The 26,369-nt window shown below is 71.0% G+C and carries 1 protein-coding gene; it reads right to left on the bottom strand.

From position 1 onward, the window contains the following. Positions 1-5: 5 nt before the first annotated feature. Positions 6-26,369 (bottom strand): hypothetical protein, encoded by a 26,364-nt coding sequence (locus BLR21_RS06805; protein WP_090004823.1) that lies wholly within the window; start codon positions 26,367-26,369, stop codon positions 6-8.

Genomic DNA, 26,369 nt, shown 5'->3' with positions numbered 1-26,369 from the left:
TCACGCTAATGCATCTGCACGTCCGGCTGCAGCCCTCCAGGCGGCGGGTACGGCCGGTAGGTGACCTGCCGTCCGTCCATCACCACCTCGACCTCGACGGTGTCGGGGAACGGCGGGCCCATCGGACGCAGCAGCACCGGCTCGTGGCCTTCCTGGTGGATCCGGACGTTGACGCTCTGCTGCGTCGCGATCAGGTGTCCGAGCAGGTCACGGGCGTTGGTCCAGCCGCTGTTCTCGGCGGCGTCGGCGTGCATGTGCCAGTTCTGGTTCTCCACCAGCGCCCCGTACAGGTGGCCCTGGTGCATCGGCCTGCCGACGGAGTAGTCCGCCACGGCCTTGGTCACGGCCTGGTGGCCGGCGGCCAGTCCGACGACCTCCCGGCGCAGCGTCACCGGGTCGACCCCGCGGGCCTGGCCGACGACCGCGTACAGGCCGTTGGCGGTGACCGGCGGCGTGGGCTGGCGGACCAGCAGGTCCTCGTTGAGGTACCGCAGCTGCCGCCGCGCGGTGCTCACGTGGTCGGACGCCACCAGCCCGTGGGCCGCGACGACCTTCTGGTCCTTCTGGATGCCCGCCTGCACCTGCTCGAACGGCGCGGGCATCGGCGCGGACACCGCCGGGTTCATCCGGTTCTTCTGCGGCGCGCCGAGCTGCGTCTTCATCTTGGCCGGCGGGTTCCACGTGTTCGTGGTCCGCCCGTCCGCCGGCGGCAGGAACGGCTCGACCACCGCGTGCGCACCGGTGGCGAGGCGCTCGCGCTCGTCGGCGAACTTGGTGCCCGCCTTGGAGGACTTGCCGTCGAGGAACCGTTCCGACACGTTCGGCAGCGCGGTGTGCGACTGCGGCAGCTTGCCGTCCTTGATCAGCCCGTAGGCGATCCTGGAGAGGTCGGTGCCGGTGTCGCCCGCCACGAAGTCGGTCGTGAACGCCTGGCCGCGCACCGGGTGCCGGTTGTTCTGAACGTCCACTTTGGCGCGTTCGGTGGCGGCGTCCATGTCCGCGGCGTCGGCCGGGGTGTGCAGCCTGGCGAGCTCCGCGGCGTAGAACCGGTTGAGCGACTGGCCGAGCTGGCCGAACTCCGCCTGGCCCTCGCCGAACCGCACCTTCGGCTCCGCCAGCGGCACGAGGCCGTCGACGAACAGGTTCGGCTCCGGCGTGTAGGGCAGCAACGGGTGGATGCCCTGCTGGGTTCGGCGCGCGTGCATGTCCGCGTCGATCACCTGCACGAACCGCTCGTGGAAGTCCGGCTCGGCCAGCTTCGCCCGCAGGGCCTCCTTCTGCGCGTCCGTGGTCTTCGCGTCGCCGTCGATGCGCGCGAGGACGTCGGCGTGCAGTTGCTCCGGCGTGACGGCGACCCGGTACCCGCCGCCGATCATCAGTGGCCGCGACGGGTCGACGGCGTCGTCGCCGACCGTGCCGTCGATGAGCCGCGTGACGTGGTCGAAGACGTGCCCGCCCTGCCGCGTCGTGCGGTCGCCCGCGTCGAAGTCCATGACCGCCACGTAGGGGTGCGTCCCGGTGGCCGCCAGGGCGGTCACCGCGAACACGTGGGCGTCGCTGTCCAGCGTGGCGTTGCGGGTCTCGCCGAACTTGAAGCCCTTGGGCCCGTGCGGAACGCTCACCAGCGCGACCGGTTCCGCGCGGCCGGCGACCGACGGGGTCGCGCCGGCGATCGCAGCGTCGATCTCCGCCTGCGTCGCGCCGTTCACGCCGAGCACGAACGCCACGCGGCCGTCCATGTCCTGCGAGCCGGCCATGACGCCGTTGATCACATCGTCGAGCTGGTCGAGCTCACTCGCCCGCACGATCATGCTGACCACGAACGACGGCTGCTCGTTGGCGTCGATGCTTTCCTGCGTCCGCCGCAGGTAGTTCTCCGCGGTGATCTGCGTGAGCGGGTGTCCCTGCGCCAGATTCTCGTATGCCGCGTTGTGCACGCCGTTCTCGTTGAACGGCGCCGCTTCCGGCGCGGTCATCTCCGCGTCGTTGTCCTCAATGGACAGATCGGCGAGGTCCTCGCGGGTGCGCTTGACGGCGTCCCCGGCCGGGTCGGTGGGCAGGTGTTCGTTGCCGCGCTTCGGCATGTTCGGCGGAGGCAGCTCGGAGCGTTCCCCGACCGCGGGCTGCGGCGGGTTGTGCGTCTGCAGCGCCGCCATCCGGTCGGAGACCAGCTGCAGGTGGCGCGGCTTGAGCCGGGCGTCCGCCGCGTCGATGCCCTGCGTCATGGGGGAGTTGTCGTTGACGACGCGTCCCCGGCCGTCCTGGTGCTGGAAGATCGGCTTCACGTCGCCGGTCTCCAGGTACTCGTCGCGCAGCCCGAGGAAGTGCCCGACCTCGTGCGCCAGGCGCCGCGAATCGGTGTGCGCGGGCCAGGTGAGCTGGTTGGCCCGCCCCTCCGGGTCGTTCGTGACGTCGATGGTGGCGTGCGCGTCAGCGGGGTCGTCCGTGAACTCGACCGTGACGTGGAACTGCTCGCCGCCGGGCAGCCGGTAGCCCTGGTTGTACAGCTCCTCGACGCCCGCGCGGGTGCGGTCCTGGACGTCGGCGTTGTTCAGGTGCAGCCGCACGGTGAAGTCGCGGACCGGCACGCCGTCGACGTCCAGAACGCGGTTGTCGTAGGCGATCGGGCCGCGCCAGGCCTTCATGGCGATGCCGTGCGGGCCGACTTTCGTGGAGTCGAGGACACCGCCGTCCTCGCCGCGCACCCAGCTGGTGGCCGGGGTCGCGGCACGGACGTCCGCGATGGCCTGGGAGGACACCGGGTGCTGCGGGTCGAACCACGCCGCGCTCGTCTCCGTGCTGTGCAACGGACTCGGGTCGGCGGGCGGCACGCCGGCGGGTGCCTCGGTCTCGGTGCCCGGCGTGGTCGCCCCGGTGGACGGCGCGTTCGGCGGCTGCGGTGCCGGGCGGGTCTCGGCATCCCTGCTCGTCGACCCCTCGCTGGACTGGGACGCTTCGGGTGCCGGCGGAGGTGGGGGAGTGGACGGTGCCGGATGGGTCTCGGCATCCCTGTTCGTCGACGCCTCTCTGGACGGGGACGTCTCGGGTGCCGGCGGCGGGGGAGTGGACGACGTCGTGGTCGTCACCGGCGGAGCGTTGTACTCGGCGATCTTCCGGTCGACCACCGCCTTCTTGTCCCACCACTCCTGCTGCCGGCCGTCCGCCGTCGTGCGGGCGTCGTTCAGCCTGGTCTCGGCCGCCGTGACGAGCGCCCTCTGCGCCGCGTGGTCGGCGGCGAGCTGGGCCGCGGCCTGGTCGTGACGGGCCTGCGCCGCGACGCGTCCGGCCTCGGCCTGCGCCACGATCTGCTGCTGTGCCACGAGGTCCGCACGCCGGGCGGCGGCCTCCGCGCGTAGCCCGCCGATCGCGTCGTTGGCGGCGTCGAGCCGGTGCTGGGCGTCCTGCATGCTCGCCCTCGCGCCGGTGAACGCGCCTTCGGCGGTGCGCAACGTGGTCTGGGCGTTGGTGTGCGCCAGACGTGCGGCGTCGACCTGAGCCTGAAGGGCCGCGTTGTCCGGCGCGGCGGCCAGCTGGTCCTCCAGCGTCCGCAGCGACTCCGCCCTGGCCTCGACGTCCGACTTCGCGTCGTCCACCTCGAACTGCGCGGTCATCGCCAGCGCCGCGAAGCCGCCGACCTTGGGCGACAGCTCGGAGATCGCGTCGAGCGTGCGCTGCGCCTCCTGGCGGGCGGTCTCGGCCTTGGTCTCCAGGTCCGGGAGCTTCGCCTGCTCGTCCAGGTGCGCCTGGATGGCGTTGTTGTAGTCGATCTGGACGGGGGTGAAGGCCGAGTCGGCCCTGGCGAGCACCGTGGCCGAGGTGTTGATCACCTGCTGTGCCTCGTGCCGCACCGTGTCGACGCCGACCTCGGCGGTGCGCCAGGCGTCCGCCGCGGTCTTCACCTCGGCCTGGGCAGTCGCCAGCTCCGGGCTGAAGTCCTTGCCCAGCAACGTCTGCGCGTCCGACGCCGGCATCCGGACGGCGGCCGAGTTCGGCACGGAGAGGTCGACGACGGCGGTCCTGCCGCCGATGGTCGCCACCACGCGGTATTCGACACCGAACTGGACGAGTCCGGTCGTGGCCTTCGGTTTGAGGTTGTTGACCTTGTTGTCGGTCTGCCCGCCGGAGTTCGCCGTGGAGTCCTCGCCGGCGTGGCGCAGCTCGGCACCGCTGGTGGCGAAGGTGACGTTGTCCTTCGGGTCGGTGTTCTGCTTGATCCCCGCGCCGCCGGTCGCGAGCCCGACGGACACGTCGCCGCTCTCGGTGACCTTCGAGTCGGTGCTGGTCGCGGTGACCTGCGACTTCGGGTTCTCCAGCGCCACCCCGTCACTGAGCGACCCCAGCGTCGGAGCGACCAGCTTGGCGTAGACCTTGACGTTCGCGTCCTGGCCGAACGTCAGCGCGGCCTCGTGCAGGCCCGGCACGCTCAGCGGGCCGGACAGCATGCCGGGCAGGTGCGGCTGCAGGTTCTCCGGGCTCAGCGTGGCCAGCAGGCTGTTCAACGCGCCCGTGCCCTTGCCGGTGAGGCCCTTGTTCGCGCCCGCCGCCTTCAGCGCGTCGATCGTCGCGGTGCGCAGGTCCTGGGCGCCGCGCAGGTTCTCGACCGACGCGCCCGGCGGCAGCGCGGAGGGGCTGCCCTCCTGCTGCCAGCCGGAGGCGGCCTGCGGGGTGCCCTGGCCGGCGGGGCGGGCGTGCTGGTCCTTCGTGTAGGGCTGCGGCGCGGCCGAGCCGACGACCTTCTGGTTGTCCGCGTGCAGGCGGACGGTCATCTCCTGCAGACCGCTGGGCGCACTCGCGATGAGCTTGTCGCCCTTCTCCACCACGAGCTCGAACTCGATCGGCACGGTGTAGCGCGCCGCCGGTCCGCTGCCCGCGCGGAAGCTCCCGAACTGGTCGGTCGTCGAGGTGCTGACCGAGCTGCTCTTGGACTGCCCGACGTTCGCCGCCGCGAACACACCCGCGGTGCCGGAGACGTTCGGGTTCGCGCTGCCCGGCGAGGCGAGACCGGGCGCCTTGAGCCCGATGCCCCAGCCGGTGCCGCGGCCATGGCCGTCGGTCACCTTGTGCGAACCGGCGATCGTCGACTCCATCTCGACGCCGTCGTTGACGACGTCCTGGAACCGCGGGGTCTCCGCCTTGGCCCGCAACGTCACCTGGAACGAGTCCTTGCCGAACGTGCCGGGCTGGTGCACCAGCAGCGGCACACCGCCGTCCAGCGCGCTGTCGATCATCGCCTTGACACTGGCCGGCGAGCTGAAGTCGACGATGCGCTGCAGGTTGCTCATCGAGTCCTTGAGCACCGAGTCCGGCAGCAGCGGGTCGCCGAAGCGCTTCGCCGTCTTCGCGTTGACCTTCTCGGAGAGGTCCGCGACCACGGCCGTCAGGTCCGGCACACTTTCCACAGTGGACAGACCGAGCGCGCCGGGCTCGTCCTTCGCCACCGTCGCGGGCGGCGCCATCTTCGGGAAGTCGGGCCTGGGCACGGTCGGCTGCACGTCGGGCAGCAGCCCCATGTCCCTGGCGACGTCCTCGGTCACCCGCACGAAGACGGACTTCGGCAGGTTCACGGTCGCGCCCTCGGCCTTGGGCGTGGAACCGGCGATGAAGTTCGCCGCGCGGCTCTCGCCGACCACGGTGACCTCGGCGTCGAGCTGCACCAGCACGGTGCGGCCGCCCGCGGGCGTCACGTAGTTGCGGTCGTGGCTGCCGCCGACCTCCTTGCCGGACGACTTCGAGTCCGACCACGGCGTGACCTTGCCGGCCACCGCGACGCCACCGGCACCGCTGGTGGGCGTGGGCTCACCCGCGGGAGGAGGCGTGGCGTTCGGCTTGATCGGCACGTTCACGCCGCCGGTGACGTCGACCGACCGGCTCGTGGACGACGACTGGCCGGCCTTGTAGCCGCCGGTACTGGCGTTCTCGGTAGCGGTGTTGTCCGAGATGGACACGATCTTCGGGTTGCTCAGGCCGAACTTCACGCCGATCGCGCCGGTGCGGTCGGTGACGCGGCGGTCGTACTTGAGGCCCTGCTCCTGGATACCGGTTTCGGTCAGCGTGCGCAGGTTCGCCTTGATGTTCTCCGGGGAGAACATCCTGTCGATCTGGGCGCGCGACGCGGTGCCCGGCACGGTCAGCGCCGAGTCGCCGCCTGCCGCGCGGTTGAGCGCGTCGATGGCCTGGTCGCGCAGCGCCGTCGTGTTCACGACGGCCTCCACATGCAGGAAGTCCGGTGCCTTCTCCTTGGGCCCGGTGCTCAGGAGCTGCTTGACGGTCGGCGCGTCCTTGAGGGGCCTCCGTTCCGGCCTGCCGGGCTCGAAACCCTTGCCGGGGTCGGAGTCCAAAGTGGAGCTGTCCGACACCCAGAGGTTGACCTCGCCCTTGATGGGCCTGAGGCCGGTGGTGCCGTCACCGGTCTTCGCGACCGTGCTCTGCTCCGGCGAGTGGAAACCGGGAGCGCCGGGCACGACCCGCCGCACCCAGGCCCGCGGCCGGGTGAACGTGGTGATCTCGACCTCGAACTCCACGTCACCGCGGAACACCTGGGCGTTCGGGCTGCCGACGGTGAGCGAGGTGCTGTTGACCGTCGGACCGGCCGAGGTCTTCTCGGTCCAGGCGTGGTTGTACTTCACGCCGGCCTGCGGTGTCGGCGTCAGCTTGACGAGCTTGGTCTCGCCGGGGATGACGACCTTGCCCTCGACGCCACCGCTCCAGCCCTTGGTGGTGCTGGTGGTGCTGTCGAGCTTCGGGCCGGTCGACGACGCGTCACGGATGTTGCGCGCGTCGGCCTGACCGAGGTGCTTCGGGTCGGAGACCTTGGCCTTCACCGTCACGTTGACGTAGGTGTTGGTGGTCTTGCTGCTGCTCTTCAGCTGCACCTGGACGCCGGGACCCATGAGGCTGTCCATGTTGGTCCGCAACGCCGCCGGCGAGAGCTGCGAGGTCAGCCTGCGCTGGTTCGCGAGCTGCTCGGCCACGTCGGAGAAGGCCTTGCCCTTGCTGCTGCGCGGGTTCGCGGCCGGGTCGTTCCAGCTCGGCAGGAACCCGGCCATGCCGGGGATGTCCCGCAGCGCGTCCTCGACCTGCGTCTGGACCTCCGCGGCGACCTCGAACTCGCCGACCTTGGCGTTGCCCGCGGCGATCGCGTCCCCCATGTAGGGCGGCGGGAACTTCGTGCCCTTGTTGGAGTCGTCGACGATGGAGTGCCGCGTGCCGTCCGGCGTCGGCAGGCCCATCTGGCCCGCCTCGGGCAGGCCGACGCGCAGGTAGGTAGTCACGGGGATCTTGACGTTCTCACCGCTGGGCGTGCGGACCTCGACCTCGGCGGTCACCTTGTACAGACCGGTGTCGCCCTTGAGCTGGATGCCGCTCCGGTGTGCGGTGTTGATGCCCGCGTTGACGTTCTCCGCCTTGCGCGCCGAATAGCCGGCCGTGACACCGGCCTGGCCGCCCACCACGTTCGGCAGGCCGGTGTTGAAGCCGACACCTGCGGTGACGTCGCCACCGGACTTGGTCGTCGAGGACACACCACTGCTGTGCGCCGAGGTCTCGTGCAGGCGGAGCTGTCCGGTGCCGAGCGTGCCGACGAGCTGCGCGCTCTGCAGCGTCGCCTTCATCTGCACCGCGGCGCCCTTGCCGGCGTGCGGGCTGGTCAGGTCCGGTGACGTCACGTAGGCGCCGCCGAGCATCGCGCCGAGGTTGTTGCGGATCTCGGTGGGGCTCAGGAAGTTCTGCAGCGCCTCACGGCCGGGCGCGCCGACCTTGACGATCGACGGGTGCAGCTTGCGCGCCACGTCGGCGAACGCCTTCGCCGGGTTGTCGACCGAGACCGCCTCGGGCGCGGGGTGCTCGAGCTTGGTGCCCCACTTACCGTCCGCCGGAGTGACCGCGGCGGAGGTGTTGCCCGAGTTGGTGATCACGGCGAGGTCGTTCGGGATCTGCAGCGTCACGGCGGTATCGGTGTCGACCGTGGCGACGGGCCTGAGCCCACCACTGGCGTTGGTCAGCGTGATGTCGTAGGACACGTTCACCGTGGCCTGCGTCGACCCCTCGCCCGCGCGGATGATCCGCTGGTCGGTGAGCGACGACGACATGCTCTGCGACTGCGCCGGCGTGGCGAACTGCGCCTTGCCGCCGAGTGAGCCGTACGCGCCGACCCCGCCACTGGCCGTGGCCGAGGCGCCGATGTCGTTGGCGGTGGCGACGGTGTGCGTGGCCGACGACGAGTTGCCCGACTGCGCGGTCGCGTCGACCTTGACGCCCGGCGCCTCCACCGGCGCGATGTCCGTCTGCGCCTGCATGGTGGCGCGGATGTTCGCCTCGTACCAGTTGTTGCCGATCTTGACCTGGAAGTTGCGGCCCTTGTCCAGGAACGACTCGAAGTCGCCGTTGATCGCCTGCTGGATGCGGGCGGCGTCCTCGGGCTTGAGGTTGTCGATCGCGTTCGTGACGTTCTCGGCGCCCCGCACGTCCGTCGGCGCGATCGTGCCCAGCGCCTTGTTGTCCTGGAAGAAGCCCGGCAGCGCCTGCGTGCCCGGCATGACCTGACCGACGGGCTGCGGCGCGATCGTGGTCATCGCGATGACCGGGTTCGGCGGCGCCGGACGCGTCTCGGCCTCGGGCGCCGTCCACGCCGGAGCGTCCTGAGTGGACGTTTCCTGGACGGGCGGCGGCGGTGCCTGGCGGGTGTCCATCGAATCGTCGAGCGGCTGGTTCGCCGGGTCGTGCCGGGTGAACGCACTCCTGCCGTTGTCCAGCGGGCGGGCGTCGATCTCCAGCGGAGCCGGGAACACCGGCTTCTTCCAGGCGTTCGCCTTCTTCACGTCCGCTTCGGACGACCTGGAGTTGGTCTCCGGCCGCGGCTCGAAGAACGGTTCGACGGTCACGGACCCGCCAGGTCCGTGGATCGTCAGCGGCCGGCCGATCTCGGTGGCGAGCAGCTTGGCGGCCAGTTCCTCCGCCTTGGCCAGTTTGGCGACGTCGGCCGGGTACGCCGAGGCGAACGGGTCGGCCGTGGGGTCGGTGACCGGCGGCGGCGGGCCCGGTTCGACGAGCGCGGTGACCAGGTGGCCGTTGTCCAGACCGTGTTCCTGGCGGAACCTCGCGATCTCCTTGTTGATCGCGGGCGAGGAGATCGAGGCCTTCTGGACCGCACCGGCCCGCAACTCCGTCGCCGTCTTGGTCGCCGGAGCGGCCTTGCCCTTCTTGCCGGAACCGGCCGCAGGGGGAGGAGTCTGGCTCGTCAGGGCGTCGTGCACGGCGTTGAACAGGCCGTCGGGCCGCGGCGCCCCGGCGATCGGCAGGATGCCGTGTTCCAGCGTGCCGAACGTGCGGGTGACGTTGCTCGTGTTGGCCGACATGGCCAGGTTGAGCATCGTGGCCATCTTCTGCTGCTTGTTGCCCGGCACGATGTGCTGGACATCGGCCTCGGTCTTGGGCTTCTTCGCCGGGGCCTTCTCGCCCTTGGCCGGCTTCTCCGCCACCGGCTTCTCCGGGTAGACGGTGGTGGGGTCGACCTGTGGGTCCACGCCCATGTGGCCGTGGCCGGGGATCGGCGCGGAGATCGCACCGCCGAGGGTGTTCTTGTCCTCCCAGCCGAGGTGCAGCGCGTCGAGCTTGGACGGCTGCCAGCCGCCGGACCTGCTCGTCTCGGTGCGGACACCGGTCTGCGGGTCGTAGCTGTACTCGTGCTGGGTGATCTGCTGGGCCTCGCGCTGCGAGTGCGGCTTGTTGCCGGGGTTCGGCGCGCCGCTCGCCCTGGGCTTCTTGTCGCCGTAGCCGTCGCGGATCTTCGCACCGGACACGTCGGCCTTGGCCGCCCGGTCCGCCTTGTTGTCCACCTTGCCGTCCGCGTCCGGCAGACCGCCGTACGCGCGGTTCGTCACCGAGGTGAGCGCGACGTGCGACTGCGGCCACTGCTTGCCCTCGGTCTTCGCGAAACCGAGCGCGAGGCGGGACAGGTCGGTGCCGACCGCGCCCTTGACGAAGTCGCTGGTGAAGTTCTCGCCGCGGTAGGGGTTGCGGTTGGTCTGCAGGTCGACGTCGATGGCCGACTCGATGGTGTTCTTCGTGAGCGAGGCGTTGACCACCGCCTCGACCGCCGAGTCGATCGTGGCCTGCGGAAGATCGGGACGCTGGGCCTTGTAGGTCGCCTCGACCTCGGACCTGAGCTGGGCGACGTCCGCCTCGGCCTTGTCGATCGCGGCCTGGAACCGTTGCAGGGTCACGGTTTCGGCCGGGTTCGGAGCACGGCCCTCCGCCGCGATGTCCGACTCCAGCTTCGCCTTGGCCTCGGCGAGCGACTCGCTGGGCTTCGGCGGTGCGGGCAGCTCGTTCTCGTGGAGGTCGACGAGCTCCTTGCCGGCGAACTCGTTGATCGAGTCGCTCAGGTCGCCGAACTCGTTGCCGCCGTCGCTGAACTTGACGTCCGGGTCGACGACCGCGACGGCCGCGTCCATGAACAGGTTGGGTTCCGGCGAGTAGGGCAGCAGCGGTGCCGAGTCCTTCTGGCGGCTCCGCGCGTCCATGTCGTCGCTCATCGCCTGCTGGAACTTCTCGGCGAACTCCGGTTTCGCGAGGTAGTCCTGCGCGACCTTCAGCTCTGCGAGTGCATCCGCGCGCTGCTCGGCCGTGAGCGTCGTGTCGCGCTTGATCGAGGCACGTTCGGCGTCGATCCGCGCCTGGGTGTCCGTGACGAGCTGCGCCGGGTCACCGACGCGGTAGCCGCCCGAGTACAGCAGCGGGCGGATCGGGCCCACCTCCGTGCTCATCGACTCGGCGACGTGGGTGAAGACGTCCTTCTGGTTGCCGGAGACGAGACGCGAGCCGGTGTCGAAGTCCTGGAACGAGATGTACGGGTGGGTGCCCTTGCCGTTCATCGCGCCGATGGCGAACTTGGTGGCAGAGCTGTGCATCGTGCCGTTGCGCATCCGGCCGAACGGGAAACCGTCCTTCGGCGCGAACGGCGGCAGCGGCACGAGGGCGATCGGTTCCTTCCGGTTCGCCACGTGATCGTTCGCCCTGGCGATCTCGGCGCCGATCTTCGCGTCCGCGCCGGTCGGGCCGTTCACGCCGATCACGAACACCATGTCCTTGCCGAGAGGACCGGCGTCCTTCGTGATGGCGTCGATGACCTGGTTGATGTCGGCCCTGGGGTCGTTCAGCGCGCTGTGGCTCACGATCATGTTGACCACGAACGACGGGCGCCTGCCCTCCTCGACGCTCTTCTTCAGGTTGCCGAGGTAGTTCTCCCTCGTCGGCAGCTCGACCTCGACGCCGTCGGCGAGCTTCGCGAACGCGGGGTTGTAGGCGAAGTCGACGTCGCCCAGCGAGAGCTTGTCCAGCTCCGCGGCCAGGTTGTCGAGGCCGGAGTCGCTCCGGCCGTCCGAGTCGACGTCCATGGCGGTGCTCGGCCCGGCCTCGGGGTTGGTCCAGGCGTCGGCGGCAGGCTTCTTCTTGGTGGTCCGGTCGTCGGCCGGGGTGCCGCTGTCGCTCTCGGGGGAACGGTCGCGCTTCGGCACCACCGGCCGGGTGTCGCCGTCCGGCGTGGAGCCCGGAGTCGTGCTCGGCGGCGTGATGGCCGGGCCGGGCGAGTCCAGCCTGGTGTCGGGCACCATGACCTGGCTGTTGGCCGTGCGCTCGACGAGCCACAGGTGCCGCGGCCGCAGACCGGGCTCCTTGCCGTGGACGTCGGCGCCCATCATGCCGCCGTCGTCCTTGTGCACACCGGAACTCGTGTCGTGCTGCTGGAACACGCGCGACTTGTCGCTGTACTCGTCCGGGATGCCGAGGTAGTGCAGCGTCTCGTGCGCGAGAACCTCGGGACTGGTGCCGGGCTTCCAGTGCGTCTGGTCGACGTTCGGGTTGGCCGGGTCGACCTTGATGCTGGTGTGGGCGTCGGCCTTGTTGTCGGTGAACTCGAGGTTCAGGTGGAACTGGTCACCGCTGGGGAGCCGGAAACCCTGGTTCAGCAACGAGTCGACGCCGTTGGCGGCGTTCTGCCTGACCTGCGCGACGACGTCCGGGTCCGCGGCGGAGTCGAGGTGCACCTTGACGGTGTACTCCTGCACGAAGTTGCCGGGGCTGGTCTCGATGCGGCGCAGGTCGTAGTTGATGAGGCCCTTGTAGGACTTCAGGTTCGACGGCGTGCTGTTCGTGCGGATGTCGTGCACGACGACGTCGACCGTCTTGACGTTCGCGCCGGCCCTGCGGTCCGCCCACGTGCTCGGGTCGGCCGGCTTGCTCGGCGCGAACCAGTCGGCGGTCTTCGCGGGGTCGTGCCGCCACGACTCGTCGGTGAGGACGTCCTTGCCCCGGTGGGACTCCGGGGTCGGCGGGGTCATCGCGGGCGGCGCACCGCCGCCGCGGACCTTCTTCGGTGGCGCGTCGGTCTTGGCGTCGCCGTTCGCGGGAGCGGGACGCGACGAACTCGTCTCGGCACCGCTCCTGCTGCTCTCCGCCGCGGACTCGGGCTGCGGAAGGGACGGCGGCGGCGTCCGGGCGGCGTCCGGGGTCGTCGTGGAGGCGGTCGTGGTCGACGTGGGCGGCACCGGCGGCGGGGTGTTCGCGGTGGTGTTGAACGAGGTGACCTCGGTGTCCACCTTGGACTTGGCTTCCCACCACAGCTTCTGCTTGGCGTCCGCCTCGCGCCGGGCCGCGTCGAGCCTGGTCTCCGCGTCCTTGATCGCCTGCTCCGCCGCGGTCTGCTCGTCCACGAGCTTCTGCCGAGCGTCCTCGGCGGCGGTGCGGGCGGCGTCGGCCTCGGCGGCGACCTGCTGCCGTGCCTGGAGTTCGGCACGGGCGTCGGTCGCGGCCTGGCGCTGTGCGTCGAGTTCCGCACTCACGTCGGCGACCTGCTGCTGGACGTCGGTCAACGCGGTGTGTGCCGCGTCGGCCTCCTGCGTGAGCCGGTCGATCTCGGCCTGCGGCGCACCGTTGTCCCGCGCGTCGCTGACCGCGTTGCCGGCCACCTGCGCGTCCTGGCTCAGCGACACGACCTGCGCGTTGAGGTCCTTGATCGTGGCGCGGGTCTGACCCGCGTCCCTGATCGTGGTGTCGAACGCCGTCTGGACCGGCGTGACCTTGGCCTCGGCGTCCAGGTGGGCGTCGATGGCCGTGTTCAACGCCGTCGCGGCGTCACCCAGGGGCCTGTCGGTCCTGGCGAGTACGGCCGCGGCCTCGTTGATCGCGTCCTGGGCGTCGTGACGGGCCTTCTCGACGTCCTTCTCCGCGGTCCGCCAGTCGTCGGCCGCCTTCTTGACGTCGGTCTGGGCGTCCTTGAGCGAGTCGCTGAGCTGCTGGTTCAGCATGGTCTCGACCTCGGCGGCGGGCATGCGCACGCCGGCCGAGCCGGGCACCGTCAGGTCGACGACACCGGTCTTGCCACCGATGGTCGCCACCACGCGGTACTCGACGTCGAACCGCACGAGACCGGTGCGGGACGCGTCCTTGGGCTTGACGTTGCCGCCCTCGGCCTGCGAGGGACCGCCGGACACCGCGGAGGAGTCCTCACCCGCGTGCCGCAGCTCGACACCGCCGGTGCCGAAGTTGACGGTGTCCGTCGGGGCGCCCTGCTTGACCGCCGCGCTGCCCTGCGCGAGACCGACCGACACGTCGGCGGTCTCGGAGACCTTGGCCTCGCTGGAGGTCTCGGTGGTCTTCGTGGTGAGCGGGTTCTCGATCTTGACGTCGTCGCTGAGCGATCCCAGCCGCGGGTTCACCAGCTTCGCGTAGACCTTGACGTCGGCGTCCTGCCCGAACGTCAGCGCGGCTTCCTTCAGGCCGGGCACGTCGAGCGGGCCGGACAGCATCGACGGCAGGTGCGGCTGCAGGTTCTCCGGGCTGAGCGTGGAGAACAGGGCGTTGAGCGAGCCGGTTCCCTTGCCGGTCAGGCCCTTGCCCGCGCCGGCCTCCGTCATCGCCTTCACCGCGGCGTCGCGCAGGTCCTTGGCACCGCGCAGGTTCTCCACCGACGCGGTCGCCGGCAGCTGCGAGGCACGGGTGTCCTGCTGGAACGCGAACGTCGCCTCAGGGGTGCCGAACTCGCTGCTGCGCTTGCTGGCCGCGGACATGTACGGCTGCGTGTCCGCGCCGCCCGCGACCTTCTGGTTGTCCGCGTGGGTGCGGACCTTCATCTCCTGCGGGCCGCTCTCGGCCTTCGCGATCTCCTTGGAGCCCTTTTCGACGACCAGCTCGAACTCGACCGGCACGGTGTACCGCGCCGCCGGACCGCTGGCCGTGCGGGTGTGGCTGAACGCCTCGCTGGTCGAGGTCGTCACCGAACTGCTCGTGCTGCCACCGATGTTCGCGCCCGCGCTGACACCCGCTGTGCCCGAGACGTTCGGGTTCGCGCTGCCCGGCGAGGCGAGGCCCGGTGCCCTGACGCCGGCACCCCAGCCGGTGCCGCGGCCTGTGCCGTCGCTCTCCTTGCGGGAGCCGCCGGCGTTGTGCGACATGTCCACGCCGTCGTTGACGACCTGGTCGAACTTCGGCGTGCCCGCCTTGGCGCGCAACGTGACCTGGTACGAGTCCTTGCCGAACGTGCCGGGCTGGTGCACCAGCAGCGGCACGCCGCCGTCCAGCGCGCTGTCGATCATCGCCTTGACGCTGGCTGGCGAGTTGAGGTCGACGATGCGCTGGAGGTTGCTCATCGAGTCCTTGAGGACCGAGTCCGGGATCAGCGCGTCGCTGCCGAACCGCTTGGTCTTCGCGGACAGCTCGGCGGTGAGGTTGTTGACCACACCGGAGAGGTCCGGCACCGACTCCACATTGGACAGACCGAGCGCGCCGGGCTCGTTGGTGGCTACCGTCGAGGGCGGTGCCATCGTCGGGAAGTCCGGCTTGGGCACGGTCGACTCGACCTTGGGCAGCACGCCCATCTCGCGCGCGACGTCCTCGGACACCCGCACGAACACCGACTTCGGCATGTCCACCTTGACGCCCTCGGCGTGCGGTGTGCCGCCGTGCAGGAAGTTCCCCGCGCGGCTCTCGCCGACGATGGTGAACTCGGCGTCGATCTGGACCAGCACGGTCCGGGCGTCGCCAGGGGTGGTGCGGCCGCGGTCGACGGTGCCGCCGATCTCGTTCGACGTGGTCCTGGTGTCCGACCACGGCGTGATCTTGCCGGTCACCGCGGCGCCACCGGAACCGCTGGGGTTCGACGGCGTGCCCGCGGGCGGCGGGGTGACGTTCGGCCGCACCGGGACGTTGATGCCGGCGGTGAGGTCGACGGACCGGCTGGTCGAGGACGACTCACCCGCCTTGTAGCCGCCGCTGACCGAGTTGTCGGCGCCGGTGGTGTCCGAAATGGACACCAGCTTCGCGTCGCCCAGCTTCACGGACATGCCGATGGCGCCGGAACGGTCGGTGACGCGCCGGTCGTACTTCAGGCCCTGCTCCTGCACACCGGTCTCGATGAGCCGCTGCAGGTTCGCCTTGATGTTCTCCGGGGCGAACATCTTGTCGATCTGCGCACGGGACGCGGTGCCCGGCGTGGTGAGCGCCGAGTCGCCGCCGGCCGCGCGGTTGAGCGCGTCGATCGCCTCGTCGCGCAACGCGGTCGTGTTCGCGACCGCCTCGACGTTGAGGAACTCCGGCGACTTCGGCCGCGCTTCCTTCGGGCTGAGCAGGTCCTTGACGGTCGGGGAGTTCTCGAGCGGCGTGGCCAACGGGGCACCGGGCTTGAAGCCGTCGCCCGGGTCGTTCTTGAGGGTCGAGCCGTCCGACACCCACAGGTTGACCTTGCCGTCGATCTTGTCGAGGCCCGCGCCCGTCTTCGCGACAGTCGTCACCTCGGGCGAGTGGAATCCTGGCGCTCCGGGCACGATGGTGCGCACCCACGTGCGGGGCCGGGTGAAGGTCGTGATCTCGACCTCGAACTCGACGTCCTGCTGGAACACTTGGGCGTCCGGGCTGCCGGGGTTCGACGACGTGCTGCTGACCGCCGGTCCCGCCGAGGTCTTGTCCGTCCACGAGTGGCTGTAGGACACACCGGCCTGCGGCATCGGGATGAGCGTGGCGACGCCGGTCTTCACCGGGATGTTGGCCCGGCCCTGCACGCCGCCGGTCCAGCCCTTGGTGGTGCTGGTGTTGGCGTCGAGCTTCGGACCGGTCGTGGTCGAGTCGCTGACCGCGTGCGCGTCGGCCTGGCCGAGGTGCTTCGGGTTGCTGACCTTGGCCTTGACCGTGACGTTCACGTAGGTGTTCGTCGTCTTGCCGGAGTTCTTGAGCTGCACCTGGACGCCCGGACCGAGCAGGCTGTCCATGTTGGCCTTCAACGCGGCGGGGGAGAGCGTCGCCGCGATCTTGCGCTGGTTCGCGAGCTGCTCGGCGACGTCGGCGAAGCCCTGGCCCTTGCTGCTGCGCGGGTTCGCGTCCGGGTTGTTCCACTTCGGCAGGAACTTGTCGAAGCCGGGCAGTTCCCGCAGCGCGCCCTCGACCTGGCCCTGCACCTTGTTGGCCGGCGTGAACTCGCCGACCTTGGCGTTGCCGGCGGCGATCGTGTCGGCGACGTAGGGCGGCAGGAACAACGCGCCCGCGGTAGCCGGGTCGGTGATCGTGTTCCTGGTGCCGTCCGGCGTGGGCAGCCCCACGGCACCGGCCTCGTTGAGGCCCATGCGCATGTGCGTGGTGACTTCCATCTTCACGCTGTCACCGGCCGGCGTGCGGACCTCGACCTCGGCCGTGACCTCGTACAGGCCGGTCTCGGACTTCACGCCGATGCCGGTCTTGTGGCTGCTGCTCGACCCGGCGTTCACGCCCTCCGCGGTGCGCGCGGAGTAGGTCGCGGTCGCGCCGACCGTGCCGCCGACCTGGCCGGGTACGCCGATGTTGCCGCCGAACCCGGCGGTGGCGTCGAACCCGGTCTTGGTGGTCGCGGACACACTGCTGCCCCAGGCAGAGGTGTCCTTGAGGTCCAGTCCCGCCCCGGCCGCCGTGCCGACCAGCTTCGCGTCCTTGAGCGTCGCCGACATCTGCACCGCGCCGCCCTTACTGGCGTGCGGGCTCATCAGGTCGGGCGACGTGACGAAGCCGCCGAGCATCGACGGCAGGTTGTTGCGGATCGAGGTGGGGCTCAGGAAGTTCTGCAGCACCTCGCGACCGGGCGAGCCGATCTTCGTGATGGACGGGTGCAGGCCGGCCGCGACGTCGGTGAACGCCTTGCCGGAGTCCTTGACCACCACGGCTTCCGGCACCGCGTTCTCGATCTTCGTGCCCCACTGCGCGTCGGCGGGCGGGGTCATGTCCGAGGTCTTGCCGGAGTCGACGATCGCGCTGAGGTCCGCCGGGATCTGCAGCGTGACGTCCGGTCCGGTGCTCAGGGTCGCGAACTGCTTCGGGTTGCCGCTCGCGTCGGTCAGCGTGATCTCGTAGGAGACCGGGACGGTGACCTTCTTCGAGCCGTCGTCCGAACCCTTGATCGCGCGCTGTTCGGTGGTGCTGTTCGTGTTCGACTGCGAGACCGCAGGTGTCGCGAGCGCCGCCTTGCCGCCCACCGAGCCGTACGGGCCCATCGCGACACCGGCCGTCGCCGAACCGCCGACGTCGTTGGACGTGGCGATGGTGTTCGTCGTCGTGGTCGACGTGGCGGCCTGGTAGTTCTTGTCCACCTTGGTGTCGGCGGCGGTCTTGACGTCCGTGGCGGCGTCCGCGTGCATCTCGGCGCGGATGTTCGCCTCGAACCAGGCGTTGCCGATCTTCACCTGGAAGTTGCGGCCACCGTCGAGGAACGTCTCGAAGTCGTTCTCCAGCGCGTTCTTGATCCGCGCCTGGTCGTCCGGCTTGAGGCCACCGATCTCGGCCACGACCGCGTCCGCGCCGCGGACCTCGGTCGGCGTGATCGAACCGAGCGCCTTGTTGTCCTGGAAGAAGCTCGGCAGGTTCGTGCCCGGCACCTGGCCGACCGGCTGCGGCGCCACGGTGGTCATCGGGATGACCGGGTTCGGCGTCGGCCTGGGCGGCGCGGGACGGGTCTCGATCTCGGTGTCCGCGTCGGGAGCCGACCGCGTGTCCGTGTCGGGTGCGGGCGGAGCGGGGCGCGTGTCGGCGTCGGGTGCCGACCGCGTGTCCGTGTCGGGCTGGGGTGGCGCGGGACGGGTCTCGGCCTCGGGTGCCGACCGCGTGTCCGGGTCGGGCGCGGGCGGAGCGGGACGCGTGTCGGCCTCGGGTGCCGACCGCGTGTCCGTGCCGGGTGCGGGTGGAGCGGGGCGCGTGTCGGCGTCCGCGTTCTGGCGCGCTTCCTGGACCTCCTGGGTGAAGTCCCGGAGGGCCTCGAGGTGGCCGGTGTTGTGGCCACCCGCCTGCGCGTCCTGGATCTGCTGGTCGAGGTGGGTCTGCACGGCCGCGATGTCGGCGTCGCTGAACTGGCGCCAGCCGTAGGAGTCCGGGTCGGCGGGCTGCTGGAGCGCGTACGTGGTGAGCGCGGCGTCGCGGTTGTTCGTGAACTGGTCGACCCGGTTCTGGGCGCGCTCGATCTCGCGGTTCGCCTGCTCCTGGCGCACCGCCTTCTCGTCGAGCATGTCCTGGGTCTTGAGAGCGTCGGGCACCAGGTCGGCGGCGTTCCACCGGTTGTTGGCGGCCTCGGCCCTGGCGAGTCCGTCCCGCGCGGACTGCGTCTGCCTGTCGTAGAGCTCGGGACCACCGATGGACCGGTAGTTGGTGTCGATCTGGCTCTGGATCGCGGCCGCGCGCTCCGGGTTGCCGCGGTACGCCGGGTCCTGCAGCATTTCGCGCAGTGCCGCGGAGTCCAGGCCGTACAGCGACGCCTCGAACGACCGCTGCGGCGAACCCTCCACCAAGGGGCCGAAACCGCCGGGGACGACGAGGTCCACGTCCGCGACCGCGGGCCGTGCCGACGGGTCCTGCATGAACGGCTGAGGCCGCGGGCGGGGCTCGGCCGCCGGCGCGGGCTGCCCCTGCTGGTTCTCGTCCGCCGGGGCGCGGTCCTGGGCGTCGTTGTCGGACTGGACCGACGCGGAGTCGTCCGTGTCGACCGACGGGGCGTCGTTCTGGCCGGCGGCGGGGTCGTTCGCCTGGATCGGGCCGTCCTGGCCATCGATCCGGAGGTCCCTGAGCGTGCCGGCCAGCCGATCCAGGTCCGGGGTGGGCCGGCCGGTGGCCCGTGCGTCGTTGATGAGGCCGTCGACGTGGCTCTCGAGGGCCGCGACGTCCTTCGGCGTCACCGACTGCCATCCGGGGGCGTTCGGGTCGGCCGGCAGGGTCAACGCGTACGTGGTGAGCGCGTCGTTGCGGTCGAACTGCAGCCGGTTGAGCTCGCTGTTGAGCGCGATCTCGTGCAGCCTGAGGTTCTGCTGCTCCGCCTGGCGCTGGGCCTGGTCGGTGCGCATCAGTTCGGTCTTGAACGCGTCCGGCAGCGCGTCGGTGATGTTCTTCAGGTCGTTGATCTGGTCGCGCGTGTTCTTGATGTCGCCCTGCAGGTCCTGCAGGTGCTGCCCGATGCCGCCCTGTTTCTGGGCGGCTTCCTGGTTGCGGGACATCTGGTCGATCTCGAACGTGCGGTCCGGGTTGCCCTGGTACTGCGTCTTCAGTTCGTCGAGCTCGGCGGAGGACTTGCCGAACAGCGAGGCCTTGAACGCGGCGTGCTCCTGCCTCGCCTGCGCCTGGGCGCGTTCCTGGGCCTCCCGGACCTCCTGCGCCTGGGCCTGCCTCGCCGCCTCGCGCTCGGCGGTCCTGGCGGCGTTCTCCCTGTTGGTCTCCTGGAGCCGCTCCAGCCGCTGCGCGATGTCGTGCATCTGCAGGGCCTTGTCGACCCGGTTGCTGTACTCGGGGTTGGTCGCGAACGACAGCTGGTGCTTCGACTGCTGCAACACCGCCTCGGCTTCGGCGATCTTCGCGTCGACCTCGGCGGCGCTGTAGCTCTGGCCGTCGCCGAACCACCGGTTCATGAAGCCGTTGAAACCGGTGTAGTCCTCCTTGGTCTCGCGGAACTCCTGCAACAGCCCGTTGGCCTTGTCCACCTGGGCGGTCAGGCCGTCCACACCGTGCCGGGTGATCTGGGCCATCGCGGCGCTTGCGTCCGGCTCGTTGAGCACCCGCTCGTGCAGAGCCTTCAGCTCCGTGGTGTCGAACCCGGCCTTCTCCGCCGCCGCGATCTCCTGGGTCAGGTGGGTGTCGAGCTGGGCGAGCGCCCGCGGGCGGACGTTCGCGAGCTTGTCCGCATTCGGGCCCGCGACGAAGTTGTCGACGGCGTGGGTCAGGCCCACCCTGGGACCTGCGTCCCGGAGGGTGTCGATCTGCTTGGTGACGTTGGTCAGGAGATCGGTGTCCCGCGCGATGTCCTGCTGGATCTGGGCCTGGCTCTGGCGTTCCTGCTTCGTCTGGAGCGCTTCGGGCTTCCAGCTCGACCTGGACTTCGAGTCGTCGATCCGGTTCTCGAGTTTCGCCTGCTGGTCCAGCAGGTCCTTCAGGAACACCTGCGGACCGCCGGGGTGCGCGGCCGCGCGCTTGATCAGCTGGGTCTGCTGGGCCGCGCTGTAGAGGCCCTCGTCCTGACGGCCCTTGTAGAGGTCACCGATGGTCTGGTTGACCTCCGCGGAGGACTTGCCCCCGAGCCAGGCCTCCATGCCCGCGCGGACTTCCTGCGGCGTCGGAGCACCGAGCGCACCGAAAGTGCCGTCCTGCGAGGAGACCTGCACCTGCGGCGCGCCCGCCGGGCCGTGGACGGTCTGCACGCCGTTGTTGTCGACGACGAGCTGCACACCCAGCGACTGCGCGATCGTGTCGGGCAGGTGGGCGCCGACCTGGGAGTCGGCCCATGACGGCGTCTGCAGGCCCGTGGTGACGAGGTCGGCCGGCGTCGGCATCGCGCCGTTCTCTTTCACCTGCTGCGTGACGTGGTTGACCACGTCGGCGTCGCCCGGCTTCATGCCGTCGGTGCTCACGACGTCCCAGCGCTTCGACGTCCCGTTCGCGAGGTCGTTCGCGAGGTTCGCCCGCCACTGGTCCACCTTGGCGTCGCCGGTGAGGCCGGGCACGTTCGGTTCCAGGTCGGGGTGGAACTTCGCCAGCGTGTCGGGGTCGACCTGGCTCGCGACCCAGCTCGACAGGCCCTCCGGCGTCAGGCCGGGGTGGTTGTGGTTCTGGGGGTTCTGCCGGACGTCGTCGAGGACTGTGTCCACAGTGGACTTGACGTCGTTGGTGCCGACCAGCGGTGAGGCGTTCGCGACGGGCACGTTCTGGAACGCGGCGCTGCGCAGCACCGACTCGACCAGGCCGACCTTGTCCAGGTTCGGCAGGTGCGTCTGGTGGGGCCGGGCGTCGGCGTCCACGTCGCCGGGGAAGGCGCCCGGCATGGGCGCGGGCCTCGTGTCCGTTGCGGGGTTCGAGGTGTTGGGGTCGGTGGACGGCGCGGGGCTGCTGTCCGGAGTGGACCTGGGAGTCCAGTCCGCGGGCGGCGGCACGGTCGCGGGGCCGGCCGGGTCGATGGTGGTGTCGGGCACCGCGACCTGGCTGTTGGCGGTGTTCTCGATCAGCCACAGGTGACGTGGCCGGATGCCGGGGTCGTCCAGGTGGACGTCGTCGCCCATCATGCCGCCGTCGTTCTGGTGGACGCCCGAGTTGGTGTCGTGCTGCTGGAAGACACGGGTCGAGTCCTTGTACTCGTCCGGGATTCCCAGGTAGTGCAGGGTTTCGTGCGCCAGGACCTCGGGGCTGGTGTCGGTGCCCCAGTGGGTCTGGTCCGGGTTGGTGGTCCTGTCGTCGACCTTGATGCTGGTGTGCGCGTCGGCCTTGTTGTCGGTGAACTCGAGGTTCAGGTGGAACTGGTCACCGCTGGGCAGCCGGTGGCCCTGGTTCAGCATGGAGTTCACGCCGTTGGTGGCGTTCTCCTTGACCTGCGCGACGGCCTCCGGCGTCATGTTCGCCGCAGGGTCGATATGCACCTTGACGGTGTACTCCTGCACGAAGTTGCCGGGGCTGGTCTCGATGCGGCGCAGGTCGTAGTTGATGAGTCCCTGGTAGGACTTGATGTTCGACGGCGTGCTTTCCGTGCGGACGTCGTGGACCGTCACGTCGACGGTGCGGACGTCCGTGTCGTTGCGGCGGTCGGCCCAGGTGCTGCGGTCGGCCGGGTTGCTCGGGTTCGACCACTCCGCGGTCCTCGCGGGGTCGTGCCGCCACGACTGGTCGGTGAGGACTTCCTTGCCCTGGTGGGATTCCGGGGTGGGCGGCGTCATCGCCGGCGGCGCACCGACCTTCGGTACGTCGTTCCTGGTGCCGTCGGGGTTCAGGTTCGAGGCGGGGACGGGCGGTGCCGGGGGTGCGGGTGGTGCCGGCGGGGCCGAGGCGGGCGGGGTTGCCGGGGCGTCCCTGGGCGGCGTCGGGCGGTTGTCAGCCGGGGTGTCCTGCGTGTCCGCGGCCTTGTTAATGTCGGTGTCCGGCTTGACGTCGGTGTCGGTGTTGCCGGGCGACGGAGGCGCGGAACGGGTGTCGTTGCCGTCGGCGGTGTCCGGCTTCGGCTGGGGGTTGTTCTCCGCGACGGCGTCCTTCAGCACATCCCAGGCCGGCGTGACGCCGGGCTCGACGTCGTGGTCCTTGTGCGGGCGGTCCTGCTGGAACGTGTCCGGGTTCTGGTCGAGGATCTTGTAGGACCCGTGCTCGGCGAAGTCGTCGAAGGCCTCGTTGCGGAACGCGTCGCCCAGCGGGTGCCTGAAGGGGATCTCGTGCGTTTCGATGCTGTTCTTGAAGTCCTGGCGGGCATCCGCGCGGCCGGTGCCGTCGATGTACCGCTCGTAGAGGTCCTGGAACCTCGACCCCGGCTGCGCGGCGGCGTTGATCGTGTTGTTGATGTCGTTGCGGTTGGTCGCCTCGTGGATCGCGAACGCCTGCACGTGGGCGTCCGACCCGTTGTTGGCCATGTGCTGCTGCAGCTGGCTCTGCGCCGACACCAGTGACAGGCCGCCCTGCGTGTAGTCGATCAGCAGCACGTCCTTGCCGGGGGGCAGGTCGCCCAGGAACTCGTCGAAGTGCTGGTCGAGCATGTCCTGCTGCTGATCGGTCAGCGGCTCGGTCCTGGGTTTGCCATCGGGTCCGATGTACGCCGGGGCGAGGATCGAGTTCGGGTCGGAGGGCAGCGGCCGGAAGTTCGACAGCGGGATGGACACCGCGTCGTGCCCCTGGTTCTGCAGCGCGGCGACCACGGCGGCCGGACTGCGGCCCAGCCCGACGTAGTTGAACTGCTCCGGCGGGTACTTGGTCGTGATGTCCGCGGCGAGGTCGTTCACCGCGTTCAGGACGTTCTGCTGCTCTTGGATGTTCTGCTCGGCCGCGACGCCCATCATCTCGCTGTGGAAGTCCGCGGCGTTGTCGACGCCGTACACCTCGGGCTTGCGGTTGCCGCCACCCAGGCCGCCGTCGTAGAGCAGCGGGTGGATCGCCGTTTCGACCGTGGTTCCCGGCGGCACGGTGACCCCGTTGTCCGCCAGCCACTGCTTGGTCATGTACGGCGTCAGGCCGACCGTGGTGTTCTCGTCGACCCTGATGCCGACGAACTCCGACGGCTTGTTCGGCCCGTACTTGAGGTCGCCGTTCGCGTCCGGCCACCAGCCCGAGTCCTTCTTCGGGTCGTCGGCCCGGTAGCTGTCCACCCGCTGCTCGACCGTCTGGAACTCGACGGCGTCCTCGTACACCGAGTCGGTGTCGCTGTCCGTGTCGTTGCCCGGGTTGTCGCCCGGGTTGTTGCCGGACCGCTGGCCCTGGTTGTTCGGCGAGGCCGGCCTCGGTGCGGGCGTGACGACCGGGGCCACGACGACGTCGGGCGTGGCGTTGGTGTTCGGTGCCGCGCCGGTGGGCGGTGCGGGCGCCGGGCGCGTCTGCGCGGGCGGCGGCGTGGTCGTGTCCGGGGTGGGCTTCGGCTGGACCGGGGGAGCGTTGGTCTCGGGCTTCGGCGTGTTCGCCGGCGGGACGTTCGCCTCCGGCCGCGGCGACGGCACGGCGGCGGGTGGCGTGCTGACCGGCGGTGCCGGGCGCGTCTGCGCGGGCGGTGCGTCGGTGCGTGGCGGCTGTGCGGACGGCGTGGTGTCCGGGCGCGGCGACGGGGTGTTCGCCGGGGGGACGTTGGCCGCTGGCGCGTTGGTCGTCGGGTTGGGCGACGGCGGGTTGGGCGAGGGCGTGTTGGCGTTCGGAGTGGGCGAGGGCGTGTTGACCGGTGGCGTGCTGACCGGCGGTGCTGGGCGCGTCTGTGCGGGTGGTGCGTCGGTGCGTGGCGGCTGTGCGGACGGCGTGGTGTCCGGGCGCGGCGACGGCGCGTTCGTGTTCGGTGCCGGCGACGACACCGGTGGCGCGGCGGGAGCCGGGCGTGACTGGGCGGGCGGCGGCACGTTCGCCGCGGGAGGCGGCGTCGACACCGGCGGCGTGCCCGGCCGGGACTGGGCAGGCGGCGCGGTGGCGGCCGGGGGTGGGGTCATCGGCGTCGGCTTCGGCGCCGGGGGTGGCGTCGAGGGTGAGGTGGCTGGTGGGGCCTTGGTGATGGTGCTGTCGGGCGTTGGGGGCTTGGGTGCGTCGAACACGCCCTTTGCGCCGCCGCCGGCAGGACTGAACTTGCTGCCGCCGCGTTCGCCGCCGGTCGCGCCGGGGGTCGCCCCCGGTGCCATCGGCGGGGCCATGCCGGGTGCGGCCGAGGCGGGTGGCGTCATACCGGGAGCCACGGCGCCGCCGCGCGGGCCCGCGCTCTGCGGTGGGGTGCTGGTGGCGGTGCTCTGCGCGCCCGGCGTCGTCGGAGCCGGGGTGCCGGGAACCCCACCTGGCTTCGGCGCGCCGGAACCGGGAGGAGTCGCGCCGCCGGGAGTGGAACCGGGAGGAGTCGCGCCGCCCGGGGTGGAACCGGGAGGAGTGGTGCCACCCGGAGTGCCGGGCGTCGCGCCACCGGCCGGCGGCATGGTGGGCGTGGGCTTCGGCGCGGGCGGGGGAGTCGAGGGTGAGGTGGCTGGTGGGGCCTTGGTGATGGTGCTGTCGGGTGTCGGGGGCTTGGGTGCGTCGAACACGCCCTTCGCGCCGCCGCCGGCAGGATTGAACTTGCTGCCGCCGCGTTCGCCGCCGGTCGCGCCGGGGGCCGCGCCACCCATGGGCGGGGCCATGCCGGGCGCCATGCCGGGAGGTGTCGCGCCGCCGCGGGAAGGCGACGTCACCGCGTTCTGCGGGCCGGGAGCGGTCGTGGCGGGCTTGGTGCCGGCGGTGTTGCCGGGGGTGTTGCCGGGGGTGCCGGGACCATTGTAGCCGGGTGCCGTGGGCGTGAAGGGCGCGGGGCCCTTGCCGCCGCCGCCGGGCGTCGTGCCCGTGCCGCTGGGAGGGGTCGCGCCGCCTGGAGTCGCACCAGGGGTCGCGCCGCCCTTGCCACCGGCGTTGCCGGGACCGGTGTATCCCGGTGCGGTGGGTGTGAAGGCGGCCGGGGTCTTGCCGCCGGGGGTGGCACCGCCGCCCTTGCCGCCGGGGTTGCCAGGGCCGGTGTAACCCGGTGCCGTTGGCGTGAACGCGGCCGGGCTCTTGCCGCCGGGAGTGGCGCCGCCGCCTTTGCCGCCGGGGCCGGTGTAACCCGGTGCGGTGGGTGTGAAGGCGGCTGGGGTCTTGCCGCCGGGGGTGGCGCCGCCGCCTTTGCCGCCGGGGTTGCCGGGACCGGTGTAACCGGGCGCGGTCGGGGTGAAGGGCGCGGGACCCTTGACGCCGCCGGGAGTGGCACCGCCGCCCTTGATGTTGGGCGCCGCACCGGCGACCGGTCCGCCGGACGTGTTCACGCCCGAGGTCGCGTTGCCGCCACCGCCCTTGACGTTCGGCGCCGCACCGGCGGCGGGACCACCGGCGGTGTTCACGCCCGAGGTCGCGTTGCTGCCGCCACCCTTGATGTTCGGTGCCGCGGCGGCCGGGCCGCCGCCCGGTCCCCTGACGCCGGACGTGGCGTTGCTGCCGCCGCCCTTGATGGGGGCGGCGCCGCCGGCGGTGGGGCCGCCGGGGGCGACGTTGCCGGACGTGGCGGTGCCGCCGCCCTTGATCGAGCCGGCACCGCTGGTTGCGGGGCCGCCGGGGGCGATGTTGCCCGGCGTGGTGTTGCCGCCGCCGCGCACGTTCTTCGCGTCGGTGGTGGTGTCGATCGACTTGATGTTGGTCTGGTTGGTCTGGTCGACCTGCGTCGAGGTCTGGTGCGTGGCCTTCAGGTTGGTCTGGACGTCCGTGAACGCCTTGGCGCCCCGGTCGGCCTGGGAGACCGCGTTGTCGTTCGACGCGTTGAGCGCCGGCACCGCGAACAGGCCGATCGGGCCGAGCGCGTTGCCGCTGAAGTTCAGGCCCCGCAGGCCGGACGAGATGCTCGACAGCCGGGACCCCAGGTCGCCCGCTTTGCTCTGCAACCCCTGCATCGAGGAGTCGCTCAT

It is taken from the genome of Lentzea albidocapillata subsp. violacea (assembly GCF_900100275.1).
Classification (GTDB): Bacteria; Actinomycetota; Actinomycetes; order Mycobacteriales; family Pseudonocardiaceae; genus Lentzea; species Lentzea violacea.
Note: the sequence above shows the minus strand (reverse complement) of the source record. Positions and strands in the feature narration are given on the sequence as shown.